This is a genomic window from Natronomonas marina (assembly GCF_024298905.1).
Lineage (GTDB): Archaea > Halobacteriota > Halobacteria > Halobacteriales > Haloarculaceae > Natronomonas > Natronomonas marina.
Genome location: NZ_CP101154.1, coordinates 3,534,614 through 3,556,314, shown reverse-complemented (window position 1 = coordinate 3,556,314; position 21,701 = coordinate 3,534,614). Strand labels below are relative to the sequence as shown.

General features: G+C 70.9%; 23 protein-coding genes. 14 read left to right on the top strand and 9 right to left on the bottom strand.

All coding sequences use genetic code 11. From position 1 onward, the window contains the following. Nucleotides 1–18: 18 nt before the first annotated feature. Genes NLF94_RS18570 through NLF94_RS18545 form a run of 6 tightly spaced genes read right to left on the bottom strand, consistent with a single transcriptional unit; the run spans nucleotide 19 to nucleotide 4,530 of the window. On the bottom strand, nucleotides 19–711 hold the full coding sequence (locus NLF94_RS18570) for an adenosylcobinamide amidohydrolase (RefSeq protein WP_254839128.1): 693 nt from the start codon (nucleotides 709–711) through the stop codon (nucleotides 19–21). Further along, nucleotides 708–1,718, bottom strand: coding sequence for a threonine-phosphate decarboxylase CobD (gene cobD, locus NLF94_RS18565; protein WP_254839127.1), 1,011 nt, complete (start codon nucleotides 1,716–1,718; stop codon nucleotides 708–710). The genes NLF94_RS18570 and cobD overlap by 4 nt, the downstream gene beginning before the upstream one ends. Further along, the gene (locus NLF94_RS18560) at nucleotides 1,705–2,253 is read right to left on the bottom strand and encodes an NTP transferase domain-containing protein (RefSeq protein ID WP_254841452.1); all 549 of its coding nucleotides are present in this window, start codon (nucleotides 2,251–2,253) and stop codon (nucleotides 1,705–1,707) included. Before NLF94_RS18560 ends, cobD begins: the two co-directional genes overlap by 14 nt. After that, nucleotides 2,253–3,005 carry an adenosylcobinamide-GDP ribazoletransferase gene (gene cobS / locus NLF94_RS18555; RefSeq protein WP_254839126.1) on the bottom strand — a complete coding sequence of 251 codons (753 nt, stop codon included), beginning with the start codon at nucleotides 3,003–3,005 and terminating at the stop codon, nucleotides 2,253–2,255. Before cobS ends, NLF94_RS18560 begins: the two co-directional genes overlap by 1 nt. After that, nucleotides 2,996–3,913, bottom strand: a complete 918-nt coding sequence (locus tag NLF94_RS18550; protein WP_254839125.1) for a CobD/CbiB family cobalamin biosynthesis protein — start codon at nucleotides 3,911–3,913, stop codon at nucleotides 2,996–2,998. The genes cobS and NLF94_RS18550 overlap by 10 nt, the downstream gene beginning before the upstream one ends. Continuing rightward, nucleotides 3,910–4,530 (bottom strand): HAD family hydrolase, encoded by a 621-nt coding sequence (locus tag NLF94_RS18545; protein ID WP_254839124.1) that lies wholly within the window; start codon nucleotides 4,528–4,530, stop codon nucleotides 3,910–3,912. The genes NLF94_RS18550 and NLF94_RS18545 overlap by 4 nt, the downstream gene beginning before the upstream one ends. Nucleotides 4,531–4,733: 203 nt before the next feature. Between NLF94_RS18545 and NLF94_RS18540 the strand changes: the two genes are divergently transcribed. From NLF94_RS18540 to NLF94_RS18525, 4 genes are all read left to right on the top strand, one after another. Further along, nucleotides 4,734–5,126, top strand: a complete 393-nt coding sequence (locus NLF94_RS18540) for a hypothetical protein (protein ID WP_254839123.1) — start codon at nucleotides 4,734–4,736, stop codon at nucleotides 5,124–5,126. 82 nt (nucleotides 5,127–5,208) lie between these two features. After that, nucleotides 5,209–6,720, top strand: a complete 1,512-nt coding sequence (locus NLF94_RS18535) for a molybdopterin-dependent oxidoreductase (RefSeq protein ID WP_254839122.1) — start codon at nucleotides 5,209–5,211, stop codon at nucleotides 6,718–6,720. 46 nt (nucleotides 6,721–6,766) lie between these two features. Then, nucleotides 6,767–7,048: a winged helix-turn-helix domain-containing protein gene (locus tag NLF94_RS18530; RefSeq protein ID WP_254839121.1), complete on the top strand. Its 282-nt coding sequence runs from the start codon at nucleotides 6,767–6,769 to the stop codon at nucleotides 7,046–7,048. Between the two features lie 38 nt (nucleotides 7,049–7,086). After that, a complete protein-coding gene (locus tag NLF94_RS18525; RefSeq protein WP_254839120.1) occupies nucleotides 7,087–7,383 on the top strand; it encodes a DUF8036 family membrane protein in 297 nt (98 codons plus the stop codon). Between the two features lies 1 nt (nucleotide 7,384). Here NLF94_RS18525 and NLF94_RS18520 read toward each other — a convergent pair whose 3' ends face one another. From NLF94_RS18520 to NLF94_RS18510, 3 genes are all read right to left on the bottom strand, one after another. Continuing rightward, nucleotides 7,385–8,170 carry an inositol monophosphatase family protein gene (locus NLF94_RS18520; RefSeq protein ID WP_254839119.1) on the bottom strand — a complete coding sequence of 262 codons (786 nt, stop codon included), beginning with the start codon at nucleotides 8,168–8,170 and terminating at the stop codon, nucleotides 7,385–7,387. Nucleotides 8,171–8,332: 162 nt separating this feature from the next. Beyond that, on the bottom strand, nucleotides 8,333–9,178 hold the full coding sequence (locus NLF94_RS18515) for a lipoate--protein ligase family protein (protein ID WP_254839118.1): 846 nt from the start codon (nucleotides 9,176–9,178) through the stop codon (nucleotides 8,333–8,335). Between the two features lie 36 nt (nucleotides 9,179–9,214). After that, nucleotides 9,215–9,946, bottom strand: coding sequence for a ribonuclease H-like domain-containing protein (locus NLF94_RS18510; RefSeq protein WP_254839117.1), 732 nt, complete (start codon nucleotides 9,944–9,946; stop codon nucleotides 9,215–9,217). 195 nt (nucleotides 9,947–10,141) lie between these two features. On the opposite strand from NLF94_RS18510, the gene NLF94_RS18505 reads away from it, so the two are divergent. The 10 genes from NLF94_RS18505 to NLF94_RS18460 are packed head-to-tail and all read left to right on the top strand — an operon-like array spanning nucleotide 10,142 to nucleotide 21,659. Continuing rightward, nucleotides 10,142–11,140 carry a HEAT repeat domain-containing protein gene (locus NLF94_RS18505; RefSeq protein ID WP_254839116.1) on the top strand — a complete coding sequence of 333 codons (999 nt, stop codon included), beginning with the start codon at nucleotides 10,142–10,144 and terminating at the stop codon, nucleotides 11,138–11,140. A 60-nt stretch (nucleotides 11,141–11,200) separates the two neighbouring features. Further along, the gene (locus NLF94_RS18500; protein ID WP_254839115.1) at nucleotides 11,201–12,391 is read left to right on the top strand and encodes an ABC transporter substrate-binding protein; all 1,191 of its coding nucleotides are present in this window, start codon (nucleotides 11,201–11,203) and stop codon (nucleotides 12,389–12,391) included. A gap of 2 nt (nucleotides 12,392–12,393) precedes the next feature. Continuing rightward, on the top strand, nucleotides 12,394–13,554 hold the full coding sequence (locus tag NLF94_RS18495) for an ABC transporter substrate-binding protein (RefSeq protein WP_254839114.1): 1,161 nt from the start codon (nucleotides 12,394–12,396) through the stop codon (nucleotides 13,552–13,554). Further along, nucleotides 13,541–14,464, top strand: coding sequence for an FAD-dependent oxidoreductase (locus NLF94_RS18490; RefSeq protein ID WP_254839113.1), 924 nt, complete (start codon nucleotides 13,541–13,543; stop codon nucleotides 14,462–14,464). Before NLF94_RS18495 ends, NLF94_RS18490 begins: the two co-directional genes overlap by 14 nt. Continuing rightward, nucleotides 14,465–15,631, top strand: a complete 1,167-nt coding sequence (locus NLF94_RS18485) for a FecCD family ABC transporter permease (RefSeq protein ID WP_254839112.1) — start codon at nucleotides 14,465–14,467, stop codon at nucleotides 15,629–15,631. It begins immediately after the preceding gene. Continuing rightward, the gene (locus NLF94_RS18480; protein ID WP_254839111.1) at nucleotides 15,628–16,524 is read left to right on the top strand and encodes an ABC transporter ATP-binding protein; all 897 of its coding nucleotides are present in this window, start codon (nucleotides 15,628–15,630) and stop codon (nucleotides 16,522–16,524) included. The genes NLF94_RS18485 and NLF94_RS18480 overlap by 4 nt, the downstream gene beginning before the upstream one ends. Beyond that, nucleotides 16,521–18,482, top strand: a complete 1,962-nt coding sequence (locus NLF94_RS18475) for an ABC transporter ATP-binding protein (protein ID WP_254839110.1) — start codon at nucleotides 16,521–16,523, stop codon at nucleotides 18,480–18,482. The genes NLF94_RS18480 and NLF94_RS18475 overlap by 4 nt, the downstream gene beginning before the upstream one ends. A 53-nt stretch (nucleotides 18,483–18,535) precedes the next feature. Further along, a complete protein-coding gene (locus tag NLF94_RS18470; RefSeq protein ID WP_254839109.1) occupies nucleotides 18,536–19,555 on the top strand; it encodes a hypothetical protein in 1,020 nt (339 codons plus the stop codon). Then, nucleotides 19,552–20,739 (top strand): ABC transporter substrate-binding protein, encoded by a 1,188-nt coding sequence (locus NLF94_RS18465; protein ID WP_254839108.1) that lies wholly within the window; start codon nucleotides 19,552–19,554, stop codon nucleotides 20,737–20,739. Before NLF94_RS18470 ends, NLF94_RS18465 begins: the two co-directional genes overlap by 4 nt. Next, nucleotides 20,736–21,659, top strand: a complete 924-nt coding sequence (locus tag NLF94_RS18460; protein WP_254839107.1) for an FAD-binding protein — start codon at nucleotides 20,736–20,738, stop codon at nucleotides 21,657–21,659. Before NLF94_RS18465 ends, NLF94_RS18460 begins: the two co-directional genes overlap by 4 nt. Nucleotides 21,660–21,701: the final 42 nt, after the last annotated feature.

The following is a 21,701-nucleotide window of genomic DNA, read 5'->3' as shown; positions in this document are numbered from 1 at the left end:
GGGGAGGGACGGGGACCGCTACGGTTCGAACACCTCGGCGGCGGCGTCCGTCGAGACGCCGTACCGGGCCTCGGTGGGTGTCGGCGGGGACTCGCCGTCGTAGCGCGCCTGGAGGCTCGCCGAAATCGCCTCGCGGACGCAGGCCCGCGCGGCGCCGCCGACCGCCGTCGCGCTGCCGGCGAAGGCCGACGGTTCGCCGGTCGGGTCACAGCCGACGGCGACCGCATCGCTCGTCGTCCCGGGGACGCCGGCGGCGTCCAGCAGCGTCGCCGCCTTCGCCTCGACGGCGGTCGCCAGCAGCCCCGCGAGGCCGCCCGAATCGAGCGCCGCCGTCGTCCCGACGAAGACGTTGACCGTGCCGGGCCGCCAGTCGGTCTCCGGGTCGGCCGGCGGCGCGTCCGCCGAGGGGTCCATCGGGAGCGCGGCGGGGTTCGACAGCCCCGCCGTCGCCACCGCGGTGACGGGGCCGCGCCGGGCACCGCGGGCGTGGCGCTGGCTGACGCCGGTCAGAAGCGTCGGGCCCGCGGGCGACTCGCCCAGCCGTTCGGCCGCGTAGGCGTCGAGGTCGGTCCGGTCGAACCCCTCCGGAACGGTGAGATTGTGGGCGGCGTCGGCGGTCCGGTAGCCGCCATCGAAGCCGTTCGAGAGCCACCGTGTCCCCGGGCGGCGCAGCGTCAGGCGGTCGTCGGTGCGGCGGTACTCGAAGGTCATCGGTCGTCGAGGACGGCCAACAGCCGGTCGGTCGATTCGCGGTCGCGGACGGCGACCCGGACGTGGCTCTCCAGCCCCCGGAACGTCGTCGCGTCCCGCAGGACGACGCCGCGCTCCCGGCAGTCCGCCAGCAGGTCGGCGGGGTCGGTGCCGACGTCACAGAGGACGAACGGTGCCTCCGAGGGCAACACCTCGAAGCCGCGCGCCGCGAGGCCCTCCCGGAGGTGGGCGCGCTCGCGGCGGACGCGACGGCGCGTCGCCTCGACGAAGGCCGAGTCCCGCATGGCGTGGGCGCCGACGGCGGCGGCGGGCCCGCCGAGCGACCACGTCGGCCGGGCGGTCCGGAGTCGATCCAGGACGTCGCCGCTGGCGGCCGCGAAGCCGGCCCGGAGCCCCGGGAGACCGAACAGTTTCGTGAGCGAGCGGGCGACGACGCAGCCCTCGCGGCCGGCCAGCGACGCGCGGTCGGTGAAGCCGAGGAACGCCTCGTCGGCGAGCAGGACCGTCCCGGCGTCGGCACAGCGGTCGGCGAACGCACGGAGAGCGTCGGCGTCCGGACAGTCACCGGTCGGGTTGTTCGGCGTACAGACCACCGCCATCGCGTACGGTTCGGGGTCGGCATCGAGCACCTCGTCGTGCGGGACGAAATCCGGGGCGCCGCCAGCCAGTTCGACCTCGCGGGCGTACTCGCCGAAGGAGGGGTACGGGACGAGGACGCCGTCGCCCGGGGAGACGGTGACGCCGATTGCCAGCCGGATGGCCGCGAGGCCGCCGGCCGTCGGGACGACGCTCTCGACGTCACAGCCGACGTAGTCGGCCGCCGCCGCCCGGAACTCGGGGTAGCCGTCGTCCGGGTACGAGCGGGCGGTGGCGAGGGCCTCCTCGTAGACCGCCCGCGTGCCGTCCGGCGTCTCGGGGTTGACGTTCGCGCTCAAATCGAGGACGGCGGGGTCGTCGCTGGAGCCGTGCGGGACCCGCCCGGCGTCGGCGACGCTATCCGGGTCCATCGGCGAGCACCTCCGCGAGTTCCGCGTCGGCGGGTCGGTTGACGTTGATCGCGAGGCGGGCGTCGTAGCTGACCCGGAGGCGTTCGTCGCCCGACCCGACGACGTTCAGCCCCGACGGGGAGAGCGGGCGGCCGTCCCGCTCGCGGGTCGCGTCGACGCTGACGCCAAGGGCCTCCTTCAGAGCCGTCGGCACGCAGACGGCGAGCGAGCCCTCGCCGTGTGCCGACAGCGCCCGGTCGACCAACTCGGCCGAGAGGAGGGGCAGGTCAGCGACGGCGGTGAGGACGGGCAGCTCGACGCGCTCGAGGGCGGCCGTCAGGTCCTCGACGTAGCCGTCGCCGCCGGCCTCGATTCGGGGAACGTGGCCCTCCAGATGGGCGGCGGTCTCGGGGACGTGCGGCGACGTCACGGCGTGGACGGCCTCGACGCCGCTGGCCTCGAGAGCGGCCAGCACCCGGTCGACCATCGGGTCGCCACCGACCGCGTAGAGGGGTTTCTCGCCGTGGTCCAGTCGGGTCCCCCGGCCGCCGCACATCAGAAGTGCGTCCACGCGACCACCCCCGCGTGCAGTGCGACGAGGCGGGCGAGTTCGTTCACCGCGCCGAAGACGTCGCCGTTGACGCCGCCCAGGGCGCCGTCGGTCCACCGGACGACGGCGACGGCCACGAGCGGTCCGGCGAGGACGGCAACCGGGGCGGCCGGCGAGAGCCCGGTCAGCAGGGCCGCGGGGACGGCGACGACGGCCGGGCCGACCAGCAGCGCGGGGTCGGCGGCCCGGGTGAACCCCGAGCCGAGACCCTCGTGGCTCGCCGACCCGACGCAGGCGACCGTCGCCATCCCGAGTTTGGCGCCCACCTCGCCGGCGACGACGATTCCCGCCGCCCGCAGCGGCGGAAGACCCGAAAGCGCCAGCCCCGCCAGCGCCAGCCCCGCGACGACGAGGGTGACGGCCACGATAGCGCCGACGCCGGTCGTCGTGTCCTTGAGTGCCTCTCGGCGGCCGTCGGCGTCGTGGACGACGGCGGCGTCGGCCAGGTCGGCGACGCCGTCCAGGTGCGTGATGCCGACGAGTGCGACCAGCACGGTCACGTACGCGAGGGCGGCGGCCTCGGCGGGCAACAGGAGGAACGGCACCGCCGCGACGGCGCCGACGAGGTAGCCGACCAGCGGGAACACCGCCGGGACCGCCTGAAAGCGGCGCCACTCCTCCTCGCCGGCCCCGACGGGGATTCGCGTGAGAAAGGCGACGCCGCCGCGGAACGCCGCCCCGATATCGGTCACAGCCACAGTACCACTCCGACGGCCGCCGCGAGTATATACGTCACGACGCCGGCACGCCGGACCGCCGCGAGCGCCGCCTCGCCGTCGGCGACCGTCGGGAGGTTCGAAATATCGTTGAGGACGTAGGCGCCGGGCTTCTCGAGGCGGACGTCGAGGGCGGCCGCTATCGTCCCCATCGGCCATCCGGCGTTGGGCGAGGCCGGTTTCCGGGCGTAGCGGCGCGCACGCCAGGGCGCATCCGGGTCCCCGGCCGCGGGACCGAGCAGGGCGGCGGTCACCCGCGCGGGAACGAACATGACCGCGTCGTCGAGTCGCGCGCTGCCCCACCCGAAGTCGCCGGGGTAGCCGAGCATCGAGTCCATCGTGTTGACGGCCTTGACGAAGGCGGCGGCCGCGGCGGCGGCCGGCAGCGAGACGAACGAGAGGAGGACGAACGCGAGCACCGGCGCGACGAGGCCGTCCGAGAGGTTCTCCGCGAGGCTCTCGACGGCGGCGCTGCGGATCAGCGCCGGTGACAGCGACCCGGGGTCGCGGCCGACGAGCGCCGGCAGAGACTCGCGTGCGGCCTCGGGGTCCGCATCGCTGTGCTCGATCACTCGCTCGCCCGCCTCGAGCAGGAGCCCGAAGCTCGAACTCGACCACAGGACGAGGCCGGCGAGGCCCGCGACGACGACGCCGGACAGCCCAGCCGTCGCCGACAGGGGGAGGTACACGAGGACTGCGGCGGCCGTCGGGAGAGCGACCGCGACGACCGCGCCGGCGAGCTTCGACGACCCCGGCGGCCGGGCGTCGACCCCCTCGACGACGCGGCCGAACAGCGCCACCGGGTGGTAGCGGGCGGGCGGTTCCCGGAACAGCCACTCCAGCGCGACGGCGAGGCCGACGGCGACGGTGACGGGCGGGACCGAGTTCACCGAGGCGCCTCCAGTTCGGCGTCGAGCGCCGACAGCGGCGTCTCGTCGATGTCGACGAACCGGCCGCCAGCGTCGACGACGCCGCCGTCGGTCGCCGGGTCGTCGCCGACGTGAGTCAACTCGGCGACGGGGACGTCGAGCCGCCTGGCGACCGTCTCGAAGGCCCGCGGGTCCGGCTTGCGCCACCCGCAGGCGACGCTCGTGACGACGCAGTCGAGAGCGTCCCGGAGGTCCGCCCGGATCAGCGCCCGGCGGGCCAACTCGGGGACGCTGCAGTTCGAACAGAGACCCACTGGCCCGTGCTCGCGGGCCGCCTCGATGGCCTCGATTGCGCCCGGTCGTCGCCGGACCTCGGGGTCGAAGGCCGCCACGACCGCCCGGCGTGCGGCGTTGTTCGGCGCGTCGACCCCGCGGGAGGCGAGCGCCGCCGAGACGTGCGCCGGCAGCGGCACCTCGGCGCCCTCGGGGGCGTCGACGTGCGTCTTCCGGTATGCCGCCTCGAAGTCCGACGGGACCGCGACGTCGCGTTCACGGAGTTCCCGTGCGACGGCCGCGGCCGGGTCGGTCGGCCGGTCGGCGTCGACGAGCGTCCCGAAGAGGTCGAAGGAGACTGCCACTGTCGCCGCCTACTGTACGGGTCGACTTGAATATCCCGGGAGCGGCGGGGTGCCGACCCTCGGGGGCCGACACCGGCGCGACCGACGCGGCCGGCGACAACCGGCGACGCCGAATTCTAGAGAGACCTGCAACCGACTTCCCACGGAAGACGCACCGACTTTGAAAAATACACTATACCGAGGTCGTCCACGGTCGGCGTACGATGCGAGAACACACGACGCGACGACGGGCGCTACAGGTTACCGGCAGCGTCGGGGCCGTCCTGGTCGCCGGCTGTACCGACTTCGGGTCGAGCGAGGACGACGGCGATTCGATGGACGACTCCAGTGACGGTGACTCCATGGACGATGAATCGATGGACGACTCCAGTGACGGTGACTCCATGGACGATGAATCGATGGACGACTCCAGTGACGGTGACTCCATGGACGATGAATCGATGGACGACTCCAGTGACGGTGACTCCATGGACAATGAATCGATGGACGACGACGGGTCCATGGAGGACGAAGGTATGGACGATGAATCGATGGACGACGGCGATTCGATGAACGAGTCGATGGACGACGGCGACTCCATGGACGATGAGGGGTAGCGGTGCTCGTGTGGCAACCTACAACAGTCTGGAGTCCATGTGTCGAACGAATGGATAGTTTCCGACGCGGGGCGGACGACGGATGAACGACTCGTCACGAACCGGCGTACTGGGCCGGCTACCTGGCGCGTGGGCGCTGCTGGTCGCAGCGTGTGCGGGCGCGGCTGGCGTCGCCGGGTCCTTCGCGGTGGCGGCGTTCACGCCGTCGTTCGTCGCCGGGCCGATAGCGGGACTGCTGGCCCGCGAGATGCCGGCGGTCGTCGTCAGGTACGCCATCACGGTGCTGGGCGACCTCGGCAGCAAACTCAACATCGTCGCGGCGCTGGCGATTTCGACGGCCGTCTTCGCCGCCGCGGCGCTGGTCGGCCTCGGCGTCGCTCGCCGGACCGACCTGCCGCCGGTGGGACCGCCGGTCGGCGGCGCACTCGCCGCTGGCGCCGCCTACGCGGTGACGGCCGTGCCGCTGCCCTCGGCGGTCGCCGGCCTCGCCGTCGGGGGCGTCCTCGCTGCCGCGGCGTTCGCCTCGCTGCCCGACCTGGAGACGGTCTCCGAGGAGCGCCGTCGCGTCCTCGGCGGCGCCGCGAGCGCGCTCGCGTTCGTCGGCGGCGGCTACCTCCTCGGTGGGCGGGGCGGCTTCACCGAGCCGTCCGGTGCCGGCGAACCGCTGGAGGTCAACAGCGTACTGCAGGCGGAGATCGACCAGCGGCTGAGCCAGGCGGAGGGTCAGTCGCTGGACGTCGAGGGGCTCGAGGCGCTCGTTTCCGAGGACTTCTACGAGGTCGACATCAACGCGACGGACCCGACCCTCGACGCCGCCGAGTGGGAGTTGACGGTCACCGGCGCCGTCGAGGAGGAGGTCAGTTACACCTACGCGGACGTCCGGGAGATGGACGCCGAGAACAGGTTCGTCAGCCTCCGGTGCGTCGGCGAGCGCCTCAACGGCCGGAAGATGGACAACGCCCTCTGGACGGGCGTGCCCATCATGGACCTCGTCGAACCGGCCGGGCCGGCCGAGGAGTGCTGCGTGATGCTCCGGGCGGCCGACGACTTCTACGAGGAGTTCCCGCTGTCGGCACTCGAGGACGGCTTCCTCGCGTTCGGGATGAACGGCGAGACGCTGCCGGCGGGCCACGGCTACCCCGCTCGCGCGCTCATCCCCGGCCACTGGGGCGAGATCAACGTCAAGTGGATCACCGAAATCGAGATCCTCGAGGAGGAGGCCGACGGCTACTGGGAGGAGCGCGGCTGGCACGGTACCGGCCCGGTCAACACCGTGGCCAAGCTCCACCTCGAAGAATCGCTCGACGACGGCCTGATTCGGGTCGGCGGCCACGCCTACGCCGGCACGCGCGGCGTGGGGTCGGTCGAGGTGTCGATCGACGGCGGCGACACCTGGACGGAGGCGGACCTCTCGGAGCCGCTGCCCGGCGACGACGTCTGGCGACAGTGGGTCCACACCTACGACCCGCCGGACGGCGAACACGAGGTGGTCGTCCGGGCCATCGAGACCGACGGAACCGTCCAGCCGTCCGACGAGACCGACGCGTTCCCGAGCGGTCCCTCGGGGTGGGTCTCCAGGACCGTCGAGCCGTGACCCTCACGTATATACCGTCACTGGTCGAATCCCGGGTGGACACTGGATGGAGAAAGCGCTCTGGTACCTGTTGGCCGGCACGCGGGGCGGGAAGAACCGGGCGCGACTCGTCCGGGCCATCGACGACCGACCGCGGAACGCGAACCAACTCAGCGAGGCGCTGGACCTCGAGTACAACACCGTCAGATACCACCTTGCAAAACTCGAAGACCACGACGTCGTCGAGACCGGCGGGGACGACTACGGCGAACTGTACTTCCTCACCGACCGATTCGACCGTCACCGCGAGGAGTTCGAGCGCATCACCGAACGGATGGAGGGCGAGTGAGCCGTGGCGAGGACCGACGTGACGACGGAGGAACGACAATGGCAATGAACACAAATCTGATGATAGCGAGCGGGCTCTCGGCGGTCAGCGTCGTGCTGTTGCTCGGGCTCATCGCCGTGTGGGTGCGCAACTACCGGACGTTCCGGACGCCGCTGACGCTGGGACTCATCGCCTTCGCGGCCGTCCTGCTCGTCGAGAACCTGCTGGCCGTCTACTTCTTCTTCAGCACTGGGATGCTCTACTCGGGTGACCCCATCGCACAGCGGGCGCTGCTGTCGCTGCGGGCGCTACAGCTGTTCGCGCTGGCCGTCCTCACCTACGTGACGATGCAGTAGGCTACAGCGCGTCCTCGACGACCGCCCGGAGGTCGGCCGCCAGCCGTTCGGTCCGGGCCGCGACGAACCACTCGCCGTCGTCGCCGGCCGCCGTCTCGTGACCGACCGACTCGACGAACAGTTCGCCCAGCAGTTGTTCCTCTGCGTCGGGGCGATAGCAGACGGCCCCGTCGATGCGGCCGCGGGCGAGCAGTCCCCAGTGGACCGTCGGACTCCAGCTTTCGAGGCGTCGCTTGCAGGTCGCCTCGACGTCGCGGTTTATCGCCTCGGAGACGGCGCTGGCCTCTGGGTCGCGCTTGACGTCGTGGCCGATGACGGACATCACCGTCGCGGCCTCGGGCGCCGGTGCCGGCGTCTCGGCGCCGTCGACGGGGGTCGCGCCGTACCGCAGCCCCCGGTCGTGACGGCAGACGTAGAGGTCGTCGGGAATGGGAACGTAGGCCGCCGCAAGCGCCGGTTCGTCCTCGACCAGCAGCGTGACCGCCGAGGCGAACGCGGGCAGTCCGGCCTCGAAGTTGTTCGTGCCGTCGAGGGGGTCGACGACCCATCGGTATCGGTCGTCGCCCGAGTGGTGGCCGGACTCCTCGGCGTCGACGGCGTGTCCCGGGAACGATTCGCACAGGACGTCCAGCATGCGCCGTTCGGCCCCGACGTCGGCGCTGGACTTCGTGTCGACCGCCGAGTGGTTCGCCTCGGAGCTACCGTCGTGGTAGACGTCGCGGAGGTACTCGCCGCCCGCAAGACAGGCGTCGACCGCCACCGACTCGGCGTCGTCGAGGAGGGTCATGGAATCGTGGCGAGGCCGGCGTCGGGCAAAGCGGTTTCGGTCCACGGGAACGTCGCGGCTCCGGGGCCGCGGATATCGACGCTGCCGTTGTTGTAAAGAACATCGAAACTGGGGGGCGATGTGGCTAAAAACAACGCCAGTCACACGACGAGGGAGCCCCGGTCAATCCAGCGGGTCGGTGCGTCCACGGACCCACTCGTCGGCGCCGTACTTCGCGTCGAGAATCTCGCCGGCGCGGTCGGTCTCGGCGTCGGTCCACTCGCCCTCCTCGGCGCCGGCCCACTCGGACAGTGCGTCCTCGAGGTCGGCGACCAGCCGCGAGCGGTGGAGGTCGTAGCCGCCGAGCGCCCCCACGCCGGTCTCGACGACGTCGTCGTGCTCGCGGAACTCGAGTGCGCCACAGACGCGCTCCTCGAACTCGTCGGCGGTGACGGGCGGGTCCTCGAAACAGCCGAGGTGGGTCTCGGCGTCGACGTCGAAGGACAGCGAGCCGTGCTGGACGATGGCGTCGCGGGTCCGGTACTGGGCGTTGCCGGCTATCTTCCGGCCGTCCGGGCCGACGAGGTCGTGGGCCGGGTCCAGTTCGCGGAGGTAGCAGGCCGGCGACCAGATTGCCTCCCGCTCGTCGTCGGCGAAGGAGACGTCGACGCCGAACGTCTCGAAGGCCTCGACGACCGGTTCGAGAAGCTGTCGGTAGCTCTCGGTGACGTCGCCGGAGAACTCCTCGGCGGGCGCGATGATTGAGTAGGCGATGTCCTCGGCCGAGCCGTGGTAGATGGCGCCGCCGCCGGTCGGCCGGCGCGTGACCGTGATGCCCATCTCCTCGCAGAACTCCCAGTCGACGACGTCGGCGTCGTTGCCGTAGCCCAGAGAGAGCGTGCTCGGGAGCCACCGGTAGAGCCGGACGGTCGCCGGACCGCCGGCGGCGACGGTCTCGGCGGCGACCTCGTCGAGCGCCATCGACACCGCGCCGTCGAGCATCTCCTCGGGGACGAGCCGCCAGTCCATACCCGGCGTTGTGCCGGCGGCGGCAAAGCGGTTGCGCTACGGCAACAGTTCGCCGTCGAGGCGGTCGACGGTCTCGTCGGCGACCGTCCGCAGGTTCACCGCGTCCTCGCGGTTGTAGGAGACGAGCGTCTCCAGGGACCCGTCGACGCCCCGTTCGTGCTCGCGCCACAGGCGGACGGCGTCCTCGCCGGAGATGTCCGGCCGGTCGCGCTCGACGCCGACCTCGGGTTCGATGGTTTTCAGCCCGCCCGTCAGCCCGGCCCGCCGGCAGGGGTACATCAGGTCGAGGTGCGGCGCGTCGACCGAGAGGTCGAACGACGTCTCGAGGAAGGGCACGTCGAAGCGGGCGCCGTTGAACGTCACCAGCAGCGGCGCGTCGAGCAACTCCCGGAGGTTCCCGCGGGTGAGGTCGTCGCCGCGGACGAGCGTCTCGGTGGTCCCGTTCCGGTGGGCGCTGACGCAGGTGACCCTGTCGCGGTCGTGGTCGAGTCCCGTCGTCTCGATGTCGAAGAAACAGGCCGACTCTCGGAAGTCCTCGTAGAGTCGCCACCGCTCGGCGGAGGGCAACTGCTCCTCGAAGAACTCCGAGTCGTCGGCCGCCAAGCGAGGGCGGGCGGTCTCGATGAACGACTCGATGCGGTCGGCGGTGGTCGACCCGCACAGCGAGGGGTCGAACTCCGACCAGGTGCGGGCGCCCCGCTCCCAGAGACGCCGCTCGGTGGTCTCGCCGACCCCCTCGACGCCGATGTAGGTGTTCTCCAGGCGCACGGATGTCCCTGCGTCGTCGGGGGACCTAAATGGCTCGCTCGCGTTCCGGTTCGTCGGCGACCGCTCCGGCGACGTCGCCGCCGCGCTTCCGTTCGACGAGACTCGACGCCGGGTCAATGCCCGACGTGAGGATGCCTGCAGATGAGGACGAACTATACGCCGCCGTGCCGAAGGCCGGGCACGGAGCAGGAACCGATGACGGACCCCGCCCAGCCGCCGTCGCCCGGCCGCCCGGCCGAACTCCTCGCGGCCGGTGACCGCGAGGGTGCGGCGGCGTGTCTGGGCCGACTCGACGACGCCGACGCCCGCAAGCGGGCGCTGCGGGAACTCCGGAACCTCGCCGAGGAGCGGCCGGAGGCCTTCGGAGACTTCGCCGGGACGCTCGCGACCTTTCTGGACGACGAAGAGCGGGCCGTCCGACTGACCACCGCCAAACTGTTCGTCGCGCTGGCCCAGTCGGTACCCGACGTCGTCCTGCCAGCCGTCGAGTCGCTCGCCGACCGACTGGCCGACGACGGGGAGTTCTACTACGTGCGGGGGCGGTGCGCCGAGGCCCTCGGCTACGTCACGCTCGAGGCCCCCGGCGCGGTCGAGGACCCGGCGGTGCTGGCCGACCTCCGGGTCGGCCTCTCGTTCGACGAACCCGAGGTCAGGGAAAAACTGGCGAAGGGCCTCGCCTGCGTCGCACTGGGCGACCCGGACCGGCTCCGGCACCTGGTCCCGTCGCTGGCCGAACACCTCGACGACGACCGCGTTCTCGTCCGGTACCACCTCTGTACGGCGCTCGCGGCCGTCGGTTGCGAGCACCCGGAGAACCTCTCGGAGGCGGCCGACCCGCTCCGGGCCCGACTGGCCGACGAGAGTCCGTACGTCCAGGGGCGGGCCGTGGAGGCCGTCGCCCTGCTCGCACGGTCGGGTGCGCCGGCCGACCCGGTGCCGGGCCTTGGCGGGGTGGCCGACGACGACGCCCCGCCGTTCTTGACCGACCGTGTGCGGTTCGCACGCGCGTCCCTCGGCGACGATACCGGGCGGACGCCGGACGGGGTCGGAACCGTCGAGTCGATTCGGCGGGGCACCGACGAGGCCGTCGCGGCGATTCGGTCGACCGACGGCGACGGCGAGTGTCCCCACTGCGGACTCGAACTACCCGACGGCGCACCGCCGATGTGTCCCCGCTGCGGGGCGCCTCACTGACTGTTTTCGGTCTGCCTAAAGTTCGGAACCGTTTTGTATTGTTAGGCGGGCCTAAAAAGTATGGCAGACGAGACACCGGAGTACGAGGGGGCGACGCGGCGCGACTGTGTGAAGTACGGCGGCGCGGTCGTCGGCGGCGGACTGTTGGCTGGCTGTACCGACCTGGGCGGGTCCGACTCGACGCCGGACGGCGAGGGGCCGACGCCCACAGGTGGGACCGACACGGCGACCGAATCCGGCGGCTCCTACACCGTCGAGATGGCGCCGGCCGGGGAGGTGGCGTTCGACGAGCCACCGGAGCGCGTCACCCACTACTTCCCCGATTACGCGGACATGGCGGTGGCGCTGGGCCACGGCGACTCGGTCCTCTCGCTGGGTCTGCCGTCGCGGTTCCACACCGACCACTACGACGAACTCGACGGCGTGGACGTCGACACGGAGTCGATTACCAAGCTGAACGGCGAGGAGGGCATCGACAAGGAGATCTTCTACGAACTGGACGGCGACGTTCACCTCATCGACCCGAGGTGGCTCGTCAACAACACCTTCTTCGGTCTCGACGAGGCCGACGTCGAGGAACTGGCCGGCAAGGTCGCCCCCTTCGTCGGGAACACGATCTTCCGGCGGACCGACGAGTGGCACACCTACCGCTACTACGACCTGTACGGTGCCTTCGAGAAGGTCGCCCGCGTCCACCAGGAACACGGGAAGTTCACCCGGCTCAAGGAGCTCCACGACGAGTTCATCGCCCGAATCCAGGCGGACCTCCCGCCCGCGGACGACCGGCCGAACGCCCTCCTGACGTTCGCCGCTCCCGACCAGCCGGAGGCGTTCTACCCCTACCGCGTCAGCGACCAGGGGACGAACAAGAAGCAGTTCCACGACCTCGGCATCACGGACGCGCTGGCCGGGACGGGCATCGAGGGTCTCTCGACGACCGACCGGGGGCAGATCGACTACGAGACGATGCTCGAGGTCGACCCCGACTCGGTACTCGTGCGCGGCCACGAGGACAAGAGCCGCGAGGAGTTCGAGGACACCGTCCTCGCATTCATGCGGAGCCACGAGACGGCCTCGGAGTTGACGGCGGTCGAGGACGGGCGGGTGTTCCGCGGTGGGCCCATCTACGCCGGGCCGCTGCACAACCTATTCCTGACCGAGCGGTACGCGAAACTGTACTTCCCCGAGGTCTACTCGGGCGACCTGTTCGACCGCGACGCGGTCGCGGACATCGTCAACGGAGGGGCCTGACGATGGCCGAGGACGCCCCCGGGACGGCCGAGGGGCCGGCTCGGCGTGACTACATCGAGTACGCCGGCGCGGTCGTCGGGGGCGGGCTGCTGACGGGCTGTACGGGCGGGCCTGACAGTCCGGGCGGGGCGAACCAGGGCGACGACCCGACGCCGACTGGGACGGTCGACGAGTCGTATTCGGTGTCGATGGAGCCAGTCGGGTCCGTCGAGTTCGAGGAAGTGCCCGAGACGTGGTTCCCGTACACCGGCGACTACGCGGACATGGGCGTCGCGCTCGGTCGGGGCGACGGCCTGGAGGCTATCGGCATCCGCCGGCGGTTCGGGGCGCACCACTACGAGGAACTTCCGGGCGTTTCGGTGGACAAGAGCGAACTCACGCAACTGTGGCAGGATGGGACCGACAAGGAGGTCTTCTACGAACTCGACGCCGACATCCACGTCGTCGACCCCGAGTTCATGATAAACCGGATCCAGTGGGACCAGGGGGATGTCGACGAGATCGGCGAGAACGTCGCGCCGTTCTTCGGCAACACGACGTTCACGCGGGTCTACGGCTGGCACGACTACGAGTACTACTCGATGTACGGGGCCTTCGAGAAGCTCGCGGAGGTCTTCGACGAGCGGGAACGCTACGAGGCGTTCGAGCAGTACCACGACGAGATACTCGCCGACGTCGAGGGGCGGCTCCCGGCCGAGACGCTCGACGTCGCTGTCCTAGTCCCGGCGGGCACCCCGCCGGAGGAGTTCTGGCCGTACCGCATCGGCTCCGGGACCCAGTCCAAACACTGGAACGACCTGAACGTCCGGGATGCGCTCGCCGAGAACGACGTCACGGACGCACAGGTGGGCGGGGGGAAGATCGACTACGAGACGCTGCTGGAAATCGACCCCGAGGTCATCGCCATTCGGCTCCCCGGCGAGATTACCCAGGAGTGGGTCGACGAGAACGTCACCGCCCACATGCGGGACCACTCCGTCGCGAGTGAACTCGCGGCCGTCCGGAACGACCGCGTCGTCTACGGCGGGATGACGTACCAGGGCCCCATCATCCACCTCTTCCAGCTCGAAACTGCCGCCCAGGGGCTGTACCCCGACGAATTCGGCGGAGAACAGCTGTTCGACCGACAGCGGGTCGCCGACATCGTCAATGGGAACATCTGAGCGGACGACCGAGTACGACGTCGTCGTCGTCGGTGGCGGGCCGGCGGGCTGTTCGACGGCTCTCTTCACGGCCCGGTACGGCCTCGACACCGCGGTGTTCGACAAGGGAAGCGCGGCCCTGCGGCGGTGTGCCTACCTGGAGAACTATCTCGGGTTCCCCGCAGGCGTCGACGTCGACGTCTTCTACGACCTGATGCACGCCCACGTCCGGGAGGCGGGCTGTGACCGCCTCGAGGAGCGGGTCGACTCGGTCGAGCGCGCGGGGGCCGACTCGAACTTCGTCGTCGAGACCGGCGCGGGGCGGGAGTACACCGCCGAGTACGTCGTCGCCGCGACGTGGTACGACGGCTCCTACCTCCGCGGGCTGGGCGTCGAGGCCATGTTCGAAGAGCAGGAGCACCACGGCGAACTCGAAGAGCGGTTCGACCCGACCTACCCCGACGACGACGGTCGGACCCCGGTCGACGGGCTCTACGTCGCCTCCCCCGCCGGCGACCGGAGCGCACAGACCATCGTCGTCGCCGGCCACGGCGCCCACGTCGCCCGGTGCCTCCTCGAGGACCGACGGCGGGAACGGGGGTACGCCGGCGAGGTCGCCCCCCACTACGACTGGCTCAGGTCCGACGCCGAGTTCTCGGGGGAGTGGGCCGACCGCGACCGCTGGCGGGAGTGGTTCGAAAACGAAATGCACGGCGGCGTCGACGAGGAGCGGTTCGTCGAACTCCGCGAGCGCTACATCGACGGCGCCTTCGAGACGCGCCGCACCGACGAGGAGGTCGAGGCGGCCGCCGAGCGGGGCGTCGAGCGACTCGTCGAGGTGCTCGGAACCGGGCGGGTGCTCGACGCCGTTGACGACGAACTGGTACTCGAACGTGCCGCCGAACTCGACGGGGCGGAGGTGAGCCGGTAGATGGCCACGGAGACGGGGTCGGACGCGGGCGCGAGCGGCTGGCGCGAGGCGTGGCTCGGCTGGTTCGACGGCTCGCTCGCGGCCCTCTGTGCCGGCAGCGTCGCAGTCGTTGTCGTCAGCGGACTCGTGCAGGTGAGCTTCGGCGCGTACTCGATGACCATCGTCGAGGCCTGGCGGGCCGTGTTCAACCCCGACGTGGTGTTCAGCTGGCAGGCCTGGGAGGCGTTCCTGCTGGGCGGGGAGGTGCCGGAGATGAACGAGCGCAGCCTCATCGTCTGGAACATCCGGCTGCCGCGCGTGTTCGTCGCCGCGCTGGTCGGCATGAACCTCGCCGTCTCGGGGGCCATCTTCCAGGCCGTCACCCGGAACGAACTCGCCAGCCCGTTCATCCTCGGTGTCTCCTCGGGGGCGGGGCTGATGATACTGCTGACGCTGGTCGTGTTCTCGGGGATGACCGCCACCATCGTGCTCCCGCTGGTTGCCGGCGCGGTGGTACTGAACGCCTCGGCGTTGCTCCCGGTCATCGCCTCCGTGGGCGGCATCGCCGCCTTCCTCGTCGTCTACGCCATCGCCTGGAAGAACGGGACCAGCCCCGTGCGGCTCGTCCTGGCCGGCGTCATCGTCGGGACGGTGTTCACCTCGCTGCAGACGGCGCTTTTTTTCTTCGCCGACAGCATCGGCGTCGTCCAGTCGGCCATCGCCTGGACGACCGGCTCGCTCACCGGCACCGACTGGGAGCAGGTGCGGATGGCGCTGCCGTGGTCCGTGGTCGCGATGGTGCTGGCGCTCGTCAGTTCCCGGCAGCTGAACGTCCTCCTGCTCGGCGAGAACACCGCCTCCTCGCTGGGGATGAACGTCGAGCGGGTCCGGTTCGCGCTGTCGGGCGTCGCGGTGCTGGCCGCCGCCGCGAGCATCGCCGTCGCCGGCATCGTCGGCTTCGTCGGCCTCATCGTCCCGCACATGGTCCGCAACGTCGTCGGCAGCGACTACCGGAAACTGGTCGTCGGCTGCCTGTTCGCCGGGCCGGCGCTGATGGTCGCCGCCGACGTGGGCGCCCGCCTGGCGCTGAGCCCCGTCCAGATACCCGTCGGCATCGTGACGGGACTCGTCGGCGGCCCGTACTTCCTCTACCTGATGCGCAGGCAGGAACGGATGGGTGAGATATGATGCCGGGAGAGCAGGCGTCCGACCCGCGGACGAACGGCCACGAACCGGCCCCCGACGCGGAGGAGGCGAGCCTCGCCGGCGAGAATCTCGTGCTCTCGTACCCGACGGGCGAGACGCCGGTCGTCGACGGGGAGACCATCGCGGCCCGGGACGGGGCGGTCACGGCACTCGTCGGGCCGAACGGCTCCGGCAAGAGCACGCTCCTGAAGGGGCTGGCCGACCAGCTCGCGCCCGACGCCGGGTCGGTCCTCCTCGACGGCCGGGAGATAGACGCCCTCGACGCGAAGGAACTGGCCCGGCGGGTGGGCCTGCTCTCACAGGAGAGTACCTCGCCCGACAGCATCACGGTCGAGGACCTCGTGTACCACGGCCGGTACCCGCACCGCGGCTTCTTCGAGAGCGTCACCGCCGAGGACGAGCGGGCGGTCGACCGCGCCATCGAACTGGCGGGCTGTGGGCACCTGCGGGGCCGCGAGGTCGGACAGCTGAGCGGCGGGCAGAAACAGCTCGCCTGGATAGCGATGGTGCTCGCCCAGGACACCGACGTCCTCCTGCTGGACGAGCCGACGACGTTCCTCGACCTCCACCACCAGCTGGAGGTGATGGAGATAGTCGAGACGCTGCGGGAGGACAGCGACATCACCGTCGTCGTCGTCCTGCACGACATCGAGCAGGCGGCGCGGCTCGCCGACGAGATGGTCGCGCTCAAGGACGGCGAGATACGGGCCCGCGGGACGCCCGAGGAGGTCGTCACCGAGGAGTTGCTCGCGGAGGTGTTCGAAATCGAAGCCGAGGTGGAGTCGACGCCGCGCGGGCCGCGCATCGAGCCGTTGCGGCCCCGTCACGACCGGGAGCGCCCGACCGAACGCGTCGACCGGGGCGGCGAGCGATGAGCCGCGCCGAGACGTTCGAGACCGAACTGGATGCCTACCGGAACCGGGTGGAGCGGCCGCTCGTGCGACTGTTCCGGGGCTACGCGGCGGGCCAGCGGTGGTGGCTCCTCGTCGGAATCGTCGGCAGTGTCCTCGCGTACGGCGCCCTTCTGGTGACGCCGGTCGTGCTCGGGACGACCATCGACGCGGTGTTCAACGGCAAGGGCGCCTACACGCTGCCGCTGGTGCCGGCGGCGTGGCTTCCGACCGACCGGGCGGCGCAGTTCCGGCTGTCGGCGGCCGTCGTCGGGGTCTCGCTTTTCGGCGGCGCGGTCCTGCAGTGGGTCCGCGGCGTGGCGATGAACTTCTTCGCCCACGGCGTGATGTACAGCATTCGCGTCGACGCCTACGAGAAGATGCAGCGGCTGGACATGACCTTCTTCGACAACAAGGAGACGGGCGAGGTGATGTCCATCCTCAACAACGACACCTCGAACCTGGAGACGTTCTTCGACAACGCCCTCGGCGACAGCGTCCGCATCGTCGTCATCGTCGGCGGCATCCTCGCCGTGCTGCTGTACACGAACTACCAGCTCGCGCTGGTGACGCTGGGGGCGGTTCCGCTACTGGTCGGCTTCACCTGGTGGTTCGTCCGGCTCATCGAACCGCGGTACGCCCGTCACCGCGAGACGGTCGGCGATCTGAACACCCGCATCGAGAACGGTCTCGGTGGCATCGAACTGGTCAAGACGACCGCCACCGAGTCCTACGAGAACGAGCGCCTCCGGGGCGTCTCCCAGGACGTCTTCGACGCCCAGATGGACGTCCTGAAACTGAGCTACTTCTACCGGCCGGGGATGCAGCTCATCACCGGCGCGGCGCTGCTGGCGACGTTCGTCCTCGGCGGGCTGTGGGTGTTCTCGGGACCGCCGCTGTTCTTCTCCGGCGAGTTGACCACCGGCGATTTCGTCGTGTTCGTGCTGTTGACCCAGCGTCTGACCGGCCCGATGGCCCAGCTTTCGAACGTCGTCGACTGGTACCAGAACGCCAAGGCCTCCGGCAAGCGCATCTGCGGGCTGATGGACGTGCCCGTCCGCATCGAGGACGGGCCCGACCCCGACCCGCTGGAGGACCCGGACGGCCGCATCGAGTACGACGACGTGACCTTCGCGTACGGCGGCCCGCTCCGGGGCTCGAAGGAGTCGACCGGGGAGCGACCCGAGACCGGGGACGGCGAGGTGGTGCTCGACGGCGTGGACCTCTCGGTCGAACCGGGCGAGACGGTCGCCATCGTGGGGCCGACGGGCGCGGGCAAGTCGACCGTCGCCAAGCTCCTCCTGCGGCTGTACGACGCCACCGACGGCGCGGTCCGGGTCGACGGCCACGACGTCCGGGACGTCGGGCTGGCGGACCTCCGGTCGGCAATCGGCTACGTGAGCCAGGAGACCTTCCTCTTCGACGGCACGGTCGCCGAGAACGTCCGCTACGGTCGCTTCGACACAGACCGCGAGGAGGTGGTGGCCGCCGCCGAGGCCGCCGAGGCCCACGGCTTCGTCGAGCGACTCCCGGAGGGGTACGACACCCGCGTCGGCGAGCGGGGCGTCAAGCTCTCGGGCGGCCAGCGGCAGCGCATCGCCATCGCGCGCACGGTCCTGCAGGACCCCGAAATCCTCCTGCTCGACGAGGCGACCAGCGCCGTCGACACCGAGACGGAGTACCTCATCCAACGCTCGCTGGACCGGCTGGCCGAGGACCGGACGACGCTCGTCATCGCCCACCGCCTGTCGACGGTGAAGGACGCCGACCGCATCGTCGTGCTGGACGACGGCGAGGTGGTCGAGCGGGGCACCCACGAGGAACTGCTGGCCGCCGACGGCCTGTACGCGAACCTCTGGGGTATCCAGGCCGGCGAGGTCGACTCCCTCCCCGACGGGTTCCTCGAGCGCGCCACGGAACCGTCCGCCGACGGCCGGACCTGACCCGGTTGCGCCGAAACCGGAACTACTATTATTTTTTAGGCTAGCCTAAAAATATGACAGACGAACGGAACCCTCGGAACGGCTGGCTTCCTGCCGGCCAACGCACAGCGTCCGAACCGGGCGCCGGCGACCCGTCCCTCGGGGGGCGGGCCTCCGGCGGATCGAACCGGTGGCGACGACTGGCGGCCTGTGCCGTCGTGGTACTGTTCGGCCTCGTCGCGTTCGCGGGCGGGGCCAGCGCCAGCCACGGCGGCACCGGCAACTACACGGTCGACTTCGACGGCCCAGCGGACCACGAACCCGGAGAGAACAACGCCTCCGCGGCGCTTCTGTCGGTCAACACCGTCGACATCGGCTACCTCGAGGAGGCGGCCTTCCGGTACCCCGCCGGCGTCCCGAGCAAGTGTTACACCTCGGACGTGCGGTCGCTGGGCATCGACCGCGACGACGACGCCGGCGGCGCGACCGTCGACGAGTCGCTGTTCCAGTACGTCGCCGGCACGCAGCGCTCCACCCACGAGGTCGTGATCGAGTTCAACGACCGAAGCGACCCGCTCGGCACGTCGACCAACCTCGCGGCCGGCGACCAGTTGGTCCTCTCGGTCGCCGACTGCCTCCAGAACCCCGACGACCCCGGCTGGTACCTGATGGAGTCGATGTTCACGGGCGCCGAGAACGAATCGGAGACCTACACCTCCCACTACGTCTGGATCTGCGACTGCGAGAACGAAAGCCAGGCCCGATCCCGACTGGGTCCGCCGCCGTCCGAACCGACCCCGACCCCGACGGCAACAGCGACGCCGACGGTAACGGCGACTGCAACGTCGACCCCGACGCCGACGGCAACGCCGACACCGACGGCGATCGAGGCCGGCACCGAACGGCCTTCGACGACGACGGCAACGCCGACACCGACGGCGGCCGCGGGAGCGGACGCGGGACCGACGGCGACGCCGACCGAGGCCGCGACCGGGACGGACGGGAGCGGCGACGGGTTCGGCCCGTTCGTGGGGGTCGTGGCGCTCGCGTCCGTGGTCGCAACTGCGCTCGCGCGCCGGCGGTGGTCGCGGTGACCCGGCGGAGCAGGCGGTCGGTACTGACCGGCGTGGCCGGGGGCGCGGCGCTCTTGGCCGGTTGCGCGGAACGGGGCGGCGACGACCCTCCCCCGGGACCGGCGGACTCGACGACCGGAACGCCGACCTCGACGGTCGAGACGCCCTACACCGCCAGCATCGAGCCGGTCGGCGAGGTCACCTTCGAGTCCGTCCCCGAGCGGTGGGTCACCTACAAGATGGGGTACGCCGACGTCGCCTTCGCGCTCGGGGTCGGCGACGGGCTGGTCGGGCTCGACCGTCCCGGCAGGTACCTCACGCCGATGCGGGAACTGTTCTACGGCCAGCTCCCGGACGTACCGGTTCCGGCCGCCGACGGGGTTACCGACATCCGGGGCGGCGGCTCAATCGACGAGGAGACCTTCTACGAGATGGCCGCCGACCTCCACCTCCTCGACCCCCGGGTCCCGAAATTCTACTTCGACTGGAGCGAGGAGGACGTCGAGAGGATCAGCGAGCGGGTCGCACCCTTCTTCGGCAGTTTCGCCCGCCGGAAGCTACCGCGGGACTACCGGTTCTACTCGCTGTACGAGGTCCTCGAACGCGTGGCGCAGGTCTTCCAGCGGCGGGACCGCTACGACGCCTGGGTCGACCTCCACGCGGACGTCCAGGCCCGCATCGAGGAACGGCTGCCGCCGGCGGAGGAGCGGCCGTCCGTCGCGTTGCTGGCCGGCGGCTCCGATCCCACGAAGGGGGAGTTCTTCGCGATGGACCCGACCCGGCTCGGCTACGAGACCAAGCAGTACCGGGACCTCGGCGTCGGCAACGCCCTCGCGGAGTACACCGACGACAACCGGGGCGTGTTCACGCGCATCGACTACGAGGCGCTGCTGGAGGCCGACCCCGAACTCGTCGTCTTCCACTGGCGGCTGCAGGACGACCCCGACGCCTTCGAGTCGGAGTTCGTCGAGCCGATGCGCGAGCACCCGGTCGGCAGCGAGGTGACCGCCGTCCGGAACGGCGAGATATACCGCGGCGGCAGCGCCGAGCAGGGGCCCATCCTCTCGCTGTTCCAGACGGAACTGTTCGCCACCCAGCAGTACCCCGACCGGTTCGGCGAGTTCCCCGGCTTCGGCGAGCGGCCCGCCGACCCGCTGTTCGACCGCGAGCGCGTCGCGGCCATCGTGCGGGGGGACCTGGAATGACGGTGGGGCCGGGACGGACCGCCGCGGCCGCCCCCGGGTCGGCGGTCGAGTGGGACGCCGTCGTCGTCGGCGGCGGGGCCGCCGGCCTGTCGGCGGCGGTGTTCCTGGCGCGGTACGGCCTGGAGACGCTCGTTCTCGCTCGCGGCAAGTCGGCCATCGGCCAGTGCGCCGTCCTGGAGAACTTCCTCGGCTTCCCGGGCGGCATCACCCCCCAGCGGTTCCTCGCGCTGGGCCGGGCGCAGGTGACCCACGAGGGCGGCGTCGTCCGGGAGGAGGCCGTCGAGACGGTCGAACGGGTCGACATCGAGGAGCCGCGGACGGAGGACGGCGGCGAGGCGCCCGGGGTCGGCGGCTTCCGCGTCGAGAGCGACGAGGGCGAGTACCGGACCCGGTACGTCCTGGCGGCGACGGCCTACGACGGCGACATGTTCGCGCCGTTCGTCGACGAGATAGAGACCGGCGACGAGTTCGGCATGGCCGAAACCGACCACGGCCGGACCGCCATCGAGGGGCTCTACGGGGCCGGGTGGATGACGACCGAGACCGTCCACCAGGCGCTCGTCAACGCCGGCCACGGCGCGCGCGCGGCCGTCTCGCTGATTCGGGACGACGTCGCCGCGCGGTACTGGCCGGGCGTCGCCGACCAGTACGTCGACTGGGTGGTCCACGAGGGCCGCTACGGCGGCGACGACTGGGACGAGCACACCCGCGAGTGGTTCGAGGAGGACGTCCTCGTCGACGGTGTCGACCCCGACCTCGCCGAGACCGCGCTGGCGGAACTGAAGGCCGGCTACCTCGCCCGCGAGGTCGACGCCGACGAGCGCCGCCGCCGCGACCGGGAGGGACAGCGGCGGATGCTCGAGCAGTTCGACGACGAGGTGGTCCGGGCGTACGCCGAGGACCTGCAGGACGAGAAGTGACGACCGCGACGGACGGGTGTCGGTAGACGGCCCCGCGGCCTC